The following is a 12239-nucleotide window of genomic DNA, read 5'->3' as shown; positions in this document are numbered from 1 at the left end:
ATCGGTGTTTCTTTTTACTAATTATTTTCTCTTAAAAGTAGTTCGGATAATATCATTTGGAAAAACAACCACACTTTCATGCCCCGATTTTGAAACAGAAGCCACTCCAAAATAATAATTATCAATCACAATTCCTTTCAATTCAAAATTATCAACATCGCCTACAAAACGACTGAATTCCCACTGAGGTGAAGTAGTTAATCGCCAATAAATTTTATATCCAACAATATTTTCATCACTTGATTTTTCCCAACGTAATTTGGTATTAGGCTCAACAATTCCACCAATTCTCACATTTTTAGGTTCAGGAGTTGCCCAAGCTAAACTTGCTAGGGTAATTGCATTTACAGCCGTTAACTTATTTGCATATTCAAAATTTACATCTTCAATAACATCTCCATACTTAATTCCATTTTCTACTCTTAAATCTTGATGTTGGCGATTGTAATTTTCATGAGCTTCCATAATTCGAACACCTGCAAAACCTAAATCGTTGAAAGGTCGGTGATGACCACCACGTCCAAATCTATCCAAACGATAAACTAACATTGGATTCATCTCAGGCATATACGTTGTGGTTAGTTTGTGAATATATCTCGCCAATTGTCTTGAATTTCCATCTACTTCACCTCCATAAAAACGGCGATTATTTCGATCTCTTTCTGTTTCTGTAATTGGGGTTGGTTCAGAGAAAATTCGGAAAGTGCGATTATCAATTACGCCGTCAACACCTTCAATATTTCCTATCATGTCGTTATTTAAAACTCCAATGATGTCCCAACCCTGTTTTTTAGCATATTCAGCAAAACCTTTTCCTCCAAACAAGCCTTGCTCCTCGCCTGACAATCCTAAATAAACGATATTGTAATCAAATTTATATTTAGATAAAACTCTGGCTGCTTCAATGGTTCCTGCCATTCCTGTTGCATTGTCATTAGCTCCTGGAGCATCTTTAATAAAATCAATAGGATCTGAATTTCTACTATCAATATCGCCCGTCATAATTACATAACGATTGCTGTTTTTGGTGCCTTTTTGAACGGCTACTACATTTACAATCCATGTATCTTTTGGAACACGTTCGCCGTCATTAGTTGTCACAAAATCTTTTTGATAAAACACTTCTAAACAATTAGAACAATCTTTAGATACTTTCTCAAATTCAGATTTTATCCAACGACGAGCGGCTCCAATTCCTCTTTTATTTGAAATCGTATCACTGAAAGTATTTCGGGTACCAAAACTAGCCAACTTTCGAATATCACTTTCAATTCGCTTAGTGGAAACGGATTCGATGATTTCGTAAATCCTTGCATCTGTTTGTGAAAAGATACACTGACTAAAAATCACCAGAACAAAAATGTACAATTTTTTCATAACTTTTTTTATTTCAAATTTAATGATTTGAAGTGAATTGAATCCCTGAAAACCAACACAAAACCAACAAATTTTGTTAAAGATTTTTGTTAAAAAATAGTATTCATGCAAAATTGTTTTAGTGCTTTTATTTATATTTTTACAGAATTAACCAACCAATAAAACTAACCATGTCTGATTTTACGCTGAAAGAAAAACTAAAACACCTTCTCTCATTTCCTGTGATTGTAGCCGCTCTAGGTTACTTTGTAGATATTTATGATTTACTTCTTTTTGGAATTGTTCGTGTTCCTAGTTTAAAAGATTTGAATTTAGACGTAGATACCGCTGGAACTCTTATTCTAAATTATCAAATGGTAGGATTGCTTCTTGGCGGAATTCTTTGGGGTGTTTTAGGAGATAAAAAAGGAAGACTTTCGGTTTTGTTCGGTTCTATATTAGTGTATTCTTTAGCTAATATTGCTTGCGGATTTTTACCACATTTTCCTGTAGAAGATAAAACTATGTTATATGCTTGGTTGCGATTCATTGCCGGAATTGGTTTAGCTGGAGAATTAGGAGCTGGAATTACGTTAGTTTCTGAATCGTTACCTAAGCAATTGCGCGCTATCGGAACTTCAATTGTTGCAGGTTTTGGACTTCTTGGAGCTGTAGTAGCTCAGTTAACAGTAGAATTAGCAGGCGATTGGACTATTGCCTATTATATTGGTGGTGCTTTAGGATTAATGCTTTTAGTGTTGCGAATTAGTGTAGCGGAATCAGGTATTTACAACGATATCAAACACGATAGTAGTGTCAAAAAAGGGAATTTCTTTTCGTTTTTTACCAATTGGAATCGTTTTGTAAAATACATGAAATGTATTGCCATTGGATTACCAACATGGTTTTGTATCGGAATTTTAGCGGTGATGGCGAATCAATTTGCTGTAGTTATGGGAATTGAAAATATTCAACCTGGAAAAGCTATTATGTGGGCGTATGTTGGGATTTCTATTGGAGATTTTGCAAGTGGATTTATTTCGCATTGGTTACATTCTCGAAAAAAAGCCATTGTTTACATGATGTTATTTACCATTATTGGTGTGGTTTTAATGCTTTATGGAGGTACTAAAACCGAAAACATGTATTACTTCTATTGTGCTTGGTTAGGTTTAGGAACTGGCTATTGGGCTATGTTTGTTACAGTTGGAGCAGAACAATTTGGAACTAACATCAGAAGTACCGCAACCACCACCATTCCTAATATGGTTCGAGGATTAGTTCCTGTTATGTTATTAGCTTTTGACTGTTTAAAAGTGAATAATGGCGTTATAACTGCTGCGGCTATTGTAGGTGTTTTTGCTTTTGCATTAGGAATCTATTCTACTTTAACCATATCTGAAACCCACAATAAGGATTTAGATTTCATCGAATAATTTCATTATATTTGATTAACTAACCAAAAACTATTCATCATGAACAACATTATTTTAAAAAATGGATTACTTGGAAGTAGTATTGTTTCGGCATTGCTAATATCAATAACTATGTACATGAAATCAAATCCTGAAAAAGAAGTAAGCATGATGGTTGGATTTGCTGGAATGCTTTTGGCTTTTTTCTTTGTAGTTAAAGGAATTAAACAACAAAGAGATGTAAATAACGGATTCATTTCATTTGGTAAAGCTTTTTTAACAGGCTTCTGGATTACTTTAATTATTTCGACAATTTATGTTTTAGTTTGGTTGGTGATATTGTATAATTTCTTCCCAAATTTTGCAGAACATTATACAGATATGGCTATTGCAAAAGCAAGTCCAGAGGAAATAGTAAAAGTAACTGAAGAAATGAATTCCTTTAAAAAAATGTACAAAAATCCAATTTGGGTAATCTTATTTACATACATGGAAATTTTGCCATTGGGAATTGTTTTTTCATTAGTAAGTGCTTTAATTTTAAAGAAAAAGTAAATTTACAATGAAACAACCACAAATCTTTATTCCGTTATTTTTCATCGGATTAATTCTTTCAGGAATCAATCCAAAGGAATATTTCACTTGGTTTTTAGAAGTTTCTCCAGCAATTATTGGTTTATTGATTTTGGTTTTTACCTATAAAAAATTTCAATTTACTAATTTTACGTATTTCTTCATTCTCATTCATTGCTACATCTTATTTCTTGGCGGACACTATACCTACGCTGAAGTTCCACCTTTTGAATGGATAAAAGAAACTTTTAATCAAACTCGAAACAACTACGATAAAGTTGGGCATTTTGCTCAGGGTTTTGTTCCTGCTATGATTGTGCGAGAATTATTCATTCGCAAAAATGTCATTTCAAATAAAAGTTTCTTCAATTTCATCATTGTAGCGGTCTGTTTAGCAATAAGTGCCGCTTACGAATGGTTAGAGTGGGGTGTTTCACTTTGTACGGGTGAAGGTGGCGATGCCTTTTTAGGAACACAAGGTTATGTTTGGGACACACAATCAGACATGTTATATGCAACAATTGGTGCCATTTGTATGCTGATTTTCTTCAGTAAAAAACATGACAAAGCAATTCAAGAGCAATTTCAAACTCAATAAAAAAATACAAACTATAAAAATGTTACAACTCAACTTCTCTCCTTTTCCGATACTAGAATCCGAACGTTTACGTTTTAGAAAATTAACTGATGCTGATGCTCCAGAAATTATAGTACTTCGAGGTAATCCTGAAACTATGAAATTCATACCAAGACCTTTAGTAACTGATATCGAAGGCGCTTTGTCACACATAAAAATGATTAACGATAAAATTGATGAAAATATTGATATCAATTGGGCAGTAACCGAAAAAGGAAGTGATAAATGCATTGGAATTATGGGGTTTTACAGAACCCAACCCGAACATTTTAGAACCGAATTAGGTTATATGATTACACCTGAACATAACGGAAAAGGTTATGTAACAGAAGCCGTGAAAACGTTGTTAGATTTTGCTTTCAATACCTTAAATTTTCATTCTATTGTTGCTGTTATCGATTCACGACATAGTGCTTCGGAACGTGTTTTACAAAAAGTTGGCTTTGTAAAAGAAGCGCATTTTAAAGAAGATTTTTATTACAATAATGAATTTACCGATACCGTAATGTATGGTTTACTAAAACGAAATTTTATAAAATAATATATGACCGAATTTGAAAAACAATTCCGCGAAGTACAAGAACTTCTCGAATTTAACGACTTCAATCAAACCATAAAACGAGTAATCGATTTTACTTTAGATACCGAAAACATTGATTTTTACACCAAAACCAATGAATTTTTAAATTGGTTAGATAATAATGAAAAAGAAGACGATGATAAAAAAACTCGTTTAAAAACCTTACTAGATGAGCTTCACTCGTTTTTAAGCAAAAAAGAATGTCACAATCATCAAACCATTATCTCGGTTAAAAATCTTCAAAAAGTTTACAATGCTTCTTTTGGATTAGGACCAATAAATTTAGACATCAAAACAGGTGAAATCATTGGTTTGGTTGGCGAAAACGGAAATGGAAAAACAACTTTACTTCGTAGTTTATGTGGTGAATTACATCCAACATCTGGAACCATAAATTATCAATTCCAGTATGATGATTTGTATGATTTACGAACAAAATTAGTTTACATTCCACAACGAACTGACACTTGGCGCGGTTCGATGTATGAAAATTTAGAATTCACTGCAAGCTGCTACGGTTATTCTCCAGAAGAAAATAATTTGGTAGTTGATTTAGTCATCACGCGTTTAGGATTGCGAAAATTTAGAAGACATTACTGGAATAATTTATCATCTGGTTACAAAATGCGTTTCGAATTGGCTCGAATGTTACTCCGTAAACCAAAGATTTTATTAATTGACGAACCTTTAGCAAACTTAGATATTTTGGCACAGCAAACCATTTTAGATGATTTTAGAAACATCGCTAATTCGGCTTTTAGACCGATTGCTATTGTGTTGAGTTCGCAACAATTGTACGAAGTGGAAAAAACATCAAATCAGGTGGTTTTCTTAAAACGTGGTTCACAAAAGAATTTGAATGCTGAAAATGACACAGCTAAAAATTGCATTATCGAATTCGAAAGTTCATTGAATTTAAGCGATTTAAAACAAGCTTTTACTGCTTTAGAAGTAATTTCTTTGGAACAAAATGGCGGAACTTTTATCGCAACTTTTCCAGAAAAAATTGAAATGAATGATTTCTTGAAAGTGGTCATAAACCAATCGATTCCCATAACTTATATGCGAAACATCTCAAATTCAACACGTCGCTTTTTTGTGAACTAAAAAAATAAAATCATGTTTAAAGATATACAGAAAAAACTATTACTCAAATATCCACTACTTTGGAACACCAAGTTTGTTCCTATGGTTGCCATTGGATTACTACTACACCTCATCTTTTTTGGCTTAGGTTATTTAGATGGAACCATCGATTTTTCGAACAGAAACAACTTAGATATTGAAGTAACTTGCATCCTATTTGGAGTTTTACTTGTTGTAATTGTTATTATTTTATGGTTAGTTAACTACTTTAAAAACAACTCGCTAAAATCATTTTATAGCAAATCAAAATACAGCTTGTTTTACGAATGGTTACAAATATTTGTAGTCAGTACCTTATTGATTACATTCTATTTACCTTTTTCAGTTGGAAAACAATTACATCAAAAAAGTTATTATTCGCTTGAAGAAACCACCAATCGTTGCAAAACTATTGCTACTGCAGATATGTTTATTGATGGAAGTTTTGCAGAAACAGAAATTGACTCATTAGCATCTGGACTAATTGACAGTTTAGGAAATGTTATCAATCAGGAAAAGATAGATAGTATAAATAACAATAATCCAGATTATTATCCTGAATCTGTAGCTGCGGCATATACTTACAAAAACCATATCATCTTTAACGGAAAAAAATACAATCAATTTTCTTTAGTAAATCGTAATACGTTTGAATTTACGGTTATTTCAAGAGAACAAGATTCTTTAAATAGAATACAAATTCAAAATTGGCTACATCAAGACAATCAAGCTGAAGTTAAAAAGCTAATGGATAGTTATTTGAGTTTAATTAGAGAGCACAATTTAGCAACCAATTTAACTTTAGACAAATGGTTTGATATTGTTTACAAAGCGCCCGAATTTGATGAGTTTTTATACATTCAACCTTATATGAGAGAGTACGAAACTGATAATTCCTATAATAGTTATGACTATGTAGCTAAAGTTGGCAATGGCGAACGAAAATACTCCAAATATTTTGTGCAACAAGATGTATTAAAAGATAAATATGATACCGTTTCCGAAGCACACACGGATTCTTTTTTCAAAATTGAAATAATTTTAGGGTTTTTATATGGCGCTTTTGGATTATCTATTTTGATTTTTTCTTTCCGAGTTACATCTGGAAAAAGTTGGTTAATTGCATTAGTTTCAACAGGTGTTATTAACATTGTTTACGGTATTTTCACAGCAATTACTGGTGTAGGAAACATGTATGCTTATTTAATTTTATTTACCATTTTAGGAATTATATTTTATTTCTTTTTAATTTATTTCAATAAGAAGAATTTACAACTCAGTAGAATTGCTTTGAATTTGTTTTTATGGTCGTTCATAGGAATTATTCCTTTGATTTATTTCATAATACAAGAACATTATGCTTTAAAATATGATTATAGAATGGGTTATAGTTATAATTCTCCTGAATATTTATGGTTTAGAGATCATATACTTCATATGTTTTCATTCAATTTTATTTTAGCCGTACTAACACTTTTCTTTTTATCAAAAATTATTAGAAACTGGAAAGGAATTTCAGAAGATTAATATGATTATTACACTTTCAAATACAAAAATTTCGGCATCAATTAATACAGTTGGTGCCGAATTAATGAAATTAGAAAAAGATAACCAAAACTACATTTGGACAATTGATGAAGCTTTTTGGAACAAAACTTCTCCTATTTTATTTCCCATTGTAGGAAGATTAAAAAATGATTCGTATTCAATTAATGGCAAAACTTACGAACTACCACGTCACGGATTTGCACGAAATTTTGAATTTGAAGTAGCAAATCAAACGGAAAGTTCTGCTGTATTTATTTTAAGAGATAACACTGAAACTCTGAAGAATTATCCTTTTCAATTTGAATTGCGGTTAAAATATGAATTGATAGAAAATAGCTTAAAGATTAGTTACTCCGTTCTAAATAAATCGCAAGAAATCATGCCGTTTTCAATTGGAGCGCATCCAGCATTTGCTATTGAAGATTCTTTTTCAGACTATTCCTTACAATTTAATGAAGCAGAGAAATTTGTATCCTATGAACTAGAAAATGAACAGTTTAATAATTCGTTCAGAAAAATACCTTCAGAAAATGGAAAAATCAACTTAGATTATGCTTTATTTGAAAAAGATGCTTTGGTTTTTAAACAATTAAAATCGAATAAACTTACGCTTTCAAAAAAGAACCAACCTTATCTTTCGGTGGAATTCAAAGACTTTCCTTATTTGGGAATTTGGACTAAACCAAACGCGCCTTTTTTATGCATCGAACCTTGGTGTGGTTTGGCTGATAATGTAAATCACAATGGAAACATTTATGAGAAAGAAGGAATTCAACTTCTAGATAATAATGCTGAATTTCAAAAAGAAATTAATATTTCTATTTTATAACAAACCGTTATATTTTCGAATAAACCATTCAGTTGCTAAAGCTGTAATTGCAAAAACTAACAACCAAATCCAATCAATAAGAGGTGATTTCTTGATGATTTCTTTTTGGGTAGGAATATAATTTTCATCATCTATCAAACTCTGAATTAAATTTTCGATTTGATTTGGATAATACGCTTTACCATTCGTATTTGTTGCCAATTGCTCTAATCGATTTTTATCCGGATTTACGAATTGTTTCTCGATTTCAAAATCTAACACTTCAAAAGATGCTGAAAAACTAGTATTCGATTGTTTTTCAGTTACTTTAAATGTGTAATTTCCAGCTTCTAAACCGTCTAAATTTACTTTGTAGGAATTGGTAGCTTTCAGCAAATCGTATTTCTTTGTAGCTTTTGTTTTGGAATTAGTAACTTGAATGGTTAATTGCGCTTTTTCGTCAAATTCGTAGTTTTTATTGAAATATTCGGCTGTAATTTCAATACTTTCACCTGAATTATAGAAACTTTCGTAAGTAACATTCAAATTCTTTTTGGACGCGTTGGAAACTAAAAACTGAATGATTTTATCAGCAAACAAATCAAAATCTTCAAATGATTTTTTGTTTAAATGATTTTCCAAACGCCATTTCCAGATGTTTTCACCCAATAAATAAGCTTCTCTTTTACTTCCATTTTCCGTAAAAGTTAAAATTGGATTCTGAACCGGAACATTTCTAACTCTAGCTGTAAGTAACGTATTTACATTATTTTTCGCTGTTATTACTCCAAAATTATGTTCCAATGGTGGGAAATTTTCAAAACCAATGTTCGTTTGGGCAAACAAATTAAAATTCGACTCAAACGTTGGCAAATAATCCTCTTTTGATGTTGACATTTTAAAATTCAAATCGTCCTGAACTTGATTTAAAAAGTTAAAATCAGTTGCTGTTCCTGTAATCACAAACGTATTGATTTGGGCTACCCTATTTTGATCGAATATCGATTTAAAAGCAGCTGAAGGTTGATACAAAATTAAAACATTGAAATCTTGTAACGATTTAATTTCATTTGGTTTTATAATTGAAACTTTTCGTTGCTGATTAGTTTCGATACTTCGCTTCAAAGCCCCTAAATCAGGATGATTAATTGCTGAAACTAAAGCAATTTCACTACGTTGATCAATAACTTCTACAGCAAAATTCTTAGTATTATTAACCGTGTTTTTTTCTTTTATATTGGAAGAAATTAAGGCTTTGTATTTTGCAATTCCAACCTTGTCAGCATTTAATAAAACAGAAATAGACTGTGCTCTTTTATCTTTCGAAAAACTAACGGTTTGTTTATGAATGGTTTGATTACCGTTCTGTATCGAAAAAGTGGTTGAAATAGACTGATTTCCATTGTATTGTAAAAATACTTCAACTGGAAATTTATTCTTTAAAAAAGCGTATTTATTAACGTTGATTTGGTTAATTTTTAAATCCAAAACCGTAGTAGTATCACCTAAAACTATTGGAAATACACTTGTATTTTCTTGAAAACTAAATACGTAATCATTTCCCATGGTTTGATTTCCATCGGTAAATAAAACTACAGGATAATTGGTATTTCGGTATAATTGCTTCACATTCTTAGCAACACCATCAATATGTGATTGATTTCCTTTAAAATCGAGCTTTTCTAAAGATTGAAATTCCTCTGCAAACGAAAATAGTTGGACATCATATTTTTCAGCAATAGCTTTATTATCAGCTATTTTTTGATATAACTCTAATGCTTCTTTAGTAGCTTTTAATTCGGAAATAGATTTGGAATTATCTACGACTATTGGTAGTGGAGTTTTCTTAATGTCTGTTATTTTTCGACTGAAAATTGGATTAATCAGCAATAAAAAGATCGAAAACAAACTTATAAAACGCAAAAAAGCCAAAAACCAATACAATTTTGATTGATTTTTGACTTTATACAAATATTGGTAAAACGACAATCCAGCAGCAATAATTACTGATAATAGTAGAAGTAAGATTGTGTTTGTTGTCATTTTTATAAGTGATTAGTGAATAGTAATTAGTGAATAGCTGACTAATTACTATTCACTAATTACTAATTACTATTAAGTTAACATTCCACCATCAACGTTAAGAACCTGACCTGTTACATAAGCACTCATATCAGATGCTAAGAAAACACAAACGTTTGCTACATCTTCAGGAGTTCCACCACGTTTTAATGGAATAGCATCTCTCCAACCTTTAACAACATCTTCGTTTAATTTTGCAGTCATCTCAGTTTCAATAAAACCTGGAGCGATTGCGTTGCAACGAATATTTCTTGAACCTAATTCTAAGGCGATTGATTTTGTAAATCCGTTCATACCTGCTTTTGAAGCAGCATAATTAGCCTGACCAGCATTTCCTTTTACTCCTACTACACTACTCATGTTTACGATAGAACCTTTACGGTTTTTCAACATAATTTTTTGTACCGCTTTAGTCATGTTGAAAACCGATTTCAAGTTGATTTCGATTACTTTATCAAAATCTTCTTCTGACATTCTCATTAATAAGTTGTCTTTAGTGATTCCAGCATTGTTGATTAAAACATCGATTGTCCCAAATTCAGCAATAACATCATCTACTAATTTTTGCGCTTCATTAAAATCCGCCGCGTTTGATTTGTATCCTTTTGCTTTAATTCCTAAAGCGTTTAATTCATTTTCTAAAGCCATCGCTGATTCTACAGACGAACTGTATGTAAAGGCAACATTTGCTCCTTGTTCTGCAAAAACTTTTGCTATACCGCTACCAATTCCACGGCTTGCACCTGTAATAATGGCAACTTTTCCTTCTAATAATTTCATGGTAAATATTCGTGTTAGTTTGTTTAATAATAAAGTTCAAATATAGGAATATTTTAAACTATAAAAAAAGTCATGCTTTTAATTAAACCTTTTTTATCAAATGTTGTCTTACAAATATAATCCTAAAACTAACGATTATGAAAAACCAAATTATTTTAAGTCTTTTAGCAATTTTTGGATTGACTTCTTGTAGCGATAGTTCTGATAGTAATTATGAAGAAATTCCGTCTTATCCATTTGTAGAGGCTGAATTTGGTTCTTCAATTGATTTAGAAAATTTATCAAATTATGCCAACCAATCTGTACCATCTTATATCATTAAAAATAATTCCCAAGGAAATATAATTACTGATAGAGGAGCAACATTAGGTAGAGTTTTATTTTACGATAAAAATCTTTCTTCAAACAATACAATATCTTGTGCGAGTTGTCACAAACAAGAATTTGCATTTAGTGACACCAATGTAGCTAGCACAGGTGTTAATGGCACAACTGGAAGGCATTCCATGCGTTTGATAAACTCGAGATTTGCAACAGAAACTAAATTCTTTTGGAACGAAAGAGCCATTAATTTAGAAACTCAAACTACAATGCCTATTAAAGATCATGGCGAAATGGGCTTCAGTGGTGAAAATGGCGATTTATCTTTTAATGATTTAATTACAAAATTAAGTGCAATTGGTTATTATAGAGAACTTTTTAAATTTGTTTATGGGACAGAAGAAATTACAGAAGCTAAAATTCAAAGTGCTTTAGCTCAATTTATCAGAAGCATTCAATCATTTGATTCTAAATATGATGTAGGAAGAGCATTAGCTACTAATGACGGACAACCTTTCTCTAATTTTACAGCACAAGAAAATCAAGGTAAAAACTTATTCCTATCGCCACCTGTTTTTGATGCAAATGGAGTAAGGACAAGCGGAGGCTTAGGTTGTGCTGGTTGTCATAGAGCACCAGAATTTGATATAGATCCTAATACTTTAAATAACGGAATTATTGGAACAATTGCTGGAACAGGAATTGATACTGGAAACACTCGTGCTCCTTCCCTTCGTGATTTAGTTAGAACAGATGGAACTATAAATGGCCCCATGATGCATACAGGTGTTATCACAACTTTGCAAGCAGCTATTGGACATTACGGAACTATAAATATTGCTCCAGGAAACAACAACTTAGATCCAAGATTAACACCTGGAGGAATTGGACAACAATTGAATTTAACGGCAACAGAAGTAAATGCCGTAATCGCATTTTTAAGAACACTTTCAGGAACTGATGTTTATACCAATACAAAATGGTCGAATCCATTTAATTAAGAAAAGCCCCAAA

At 31.6% G+C, this 12239-nt stretch carries 11 protein-coding genes; 8 read left to right on the top strand and 3 right to left on the bottom strand.

The features are described 5' to 3' along the window. Positions 1–21: 21 nt before the first annotated feature. Entirely contained in the window at positions 22–1377 is a 1356-nt protein-coding gene (locus B0I03_RS11330) for a M28 family metallopeptidase (protein WP_111567621.1), read from the bottom strand. Between the two features lie 170 nt (positions 1378–1547). Between B0I03_RS11330 and B0I03_RS11325 the strand changes: the two genes are divergently transcribed. Genes B0I03_RS11325 through B0I03_RS11295 form a run of 7 tightly spaced genes read left to right on the top strand, consistent with a single transcriptional unit; the run spans position 1548 to position 8063 of the window. Continuing rightward, on the top strand, positions 1548–2792 hold the full coding sequence (locus B0I03_RS11325) for an MFS transporter (RefSeq protein ID WP_111567551.1): 1245 nt from the start codon (positions 1548–1550) through the stop codon (positions 2790–2792). Positions 2793–2831: 39 nt separating this feature from the next. Further along, the gene (locus tag B0I03_RS11320; RefSeq protein ID WP_111567550.1) at positions 2832–3326 is read left to right on the top strand and encodes a DUF4199 domain-containing protein; all 495 of its coding nucleotides are present in this window, start codon (positions 2832–2834) and stop codon (positions 3324–3326) included. A gap of 7 nt (positions 3327–3333) precedes the next feature. Continuing rightward, positions 3334–3942, top strand: coding sequence for a DUF2238 domain-containing protein (locus tag B0I03_RS11315; protein WP_111567549.1), 609 nt, complete (start codon positions 3334–3336; stop codon positions 3940–3942). Between the two features lie 19 nt (positions 3943–3961). Further along, positions 3962–4522, top strand: coding sequence for a GNAT family N-acetyltransferase (locus B0I03_RS11310; RefSeq protein WP_111567620.1), 561 nt, complete (start codon positions 3962–3964; stop codon positions 4520–4522). Between the two features lie 3 nt (positions 4523–4525). Then, on the top strand, positions 4526–5668 hold the full coding sequence (locus B0I03_RS11305) for an ABC transporter ATP-binding protein (RefSeq protein WP_111567548.1): 1143 nt from the start codon (positions 4526–4528) through the stop codon (positions 5666–5668). Between the two features lie 12 nt (positions 5669–5680). Next, positions 5681–7213 (top strand): hypothetical protein, encoded by a 1533-nt coding sequence (locus tag B0I03_RS11300; protein ID WP_111567547.1) that lies wholly within the window; start codon positions 5681–5683, stop codon positions 7211–7213. A gap of 1 nt (position 7214) precedes the next feature. Further along, on the top strand, positions 7215–8063 hold the full coding sequence (locus tag B0I03_RS11295; RefSeq protein ID WP_111567546.1) for an aldose 1-epimerase family protein: 849 nt from the start codon (positions 7215–7217) through the stop codon (positions 8061–8063). On the opposite strand, the gene B0I03_RS11290 is transcribed toward B0I03_RS11295, so the two are convergent. Next, positions 8058–10085, bottom strand: coding sequence for a hypothetical protein (locus tag B0I03_RS11290; RefSeq protein ID WP_111567545.1), 2028 nt, complete (start codon positions 10083–10085; stop codon positions 8058–8060). The genes B0I03_RS11295 and B0I03_RS11290 overlap by 6 nt on opposite strands. A 72-nt stretch (positions 10086–10157) precedes the next feature. After that, positions 10158–10904: a 3-oxoacyl-[acyl-carrier-protein] reductase gene (fabG, locus tag B0I03_RS11285; protein WP_111567544.1), complete on the bottom strand. Its 747-nt coding sequence runs from the start codon at positions 10902–10904 to the stop codon at positions 10158–10160. Between the two features lie 137 nt (positions 10905–11041). Between fabG and B0I03_RS11280 the strand changes: the two genes are divergently transcribed. Further along, positions 11042–12226, top strand: coding sequence for a cytochrome-c peroxidase (locus tag B0I03_RS11280; protein WP_111567543.1), 1185 nt, complete (start codon positions 11042–11044; stop codon positions 12224–12226). The last annotated feature ends 13 nt before the right edge of the window (positions 12227–12239 follow it).

Origin of the sequence: Flavobacterium aquaticum (assembly GCF_003259835.1) — a bacterium.
Classification (GTDB): domain Bacteria; phylum Bacteroidota; class Bacteroidia; order Flavobacteriales; family Flavobacteriaceae; genus Flavobacterium; species Flavobacterium aquaticum.
Note: the sequence above shows the minus strand (reverse complement) of the source record. Positions and strands in the feature narration are given on the sequence as shown.

Bases quoted from the DNA above. Each gene is read 5' to 3' on its own strand.
- B0I03_RS11330 (WP_111567621.1), bottom strand. From the start codon at position 1,377: ATGAAAAAATTGTACATTTTTGTTCTGGTGATTTTTAGTCAGTGTATC.
- B0I03_RS11325 (WP_111567551.1), top strand. From the start codon at position 1,548: ATGTCTGATTTTACGCTGAAAGAAAAACTAAAACACCTTCTCTCATTT.
- B0I03_RS11320 (WP_111567550.1), top strand. From the start codon at position 2,832: ATGAACAACATTATTTTAAAAAATGGATTACTTGGAAGTAGTATTGTT.
- B0I03_RS11315 (WP_111567549.1), top strand. From the start codon at position 3,334: ATGAAACAACCACAAATCTTTATTCCGTTATTTTTCATCGGATTAATT.
- B0I03_RS11310 (WP_111567620.1), top strand. From the start codon at position 3,962: ATGTTACAACTCAACTTCTCTCCTTTTCCGATACTAGAATCCGAACGT.
- B0I03_RS11305 (WP_111567548.1), top strand. From the start codon at position 4,526: ATGACCGAATTTGAAAAACAATTCCGCGAAGTACAAGAACTTCTCGAA.
- B0I03_RS11300 (WP_111567547.1), top strand. From the start codon at position 5,681: ATGTTTAAAGATATACAGAAAAAACTATTACTCAAATATCCACTACTT.
- B0I03_RS11295 (WP_111567546.1), top strand. From the start codon at position 7,215: ATGATTATTACACTTTCAAATACAAAAATTTCGGCATCAATTAATACA.
- B0I03_RS11290 (WP_111567545.1), bottom strand. From the start codon at position 10,085: ATGACAACAAACACAATCTTACTTCTACTATTATCAGTAATTATTGCT.
- fabG (WP_111567544.1), bottom strand. From the start codon at position 10,904: ATGAAATTATTAGAAGGAAAAGTTGCCATTATTACAGGTGCAAGCCGT.
- B0I03_RS11280 (WP_111567543.1), top strand. From the start codon at position 11,042: ATGAAAAACCAAATTATTTTAAGTCTTTTAGCAATTTTTGGATTGACT.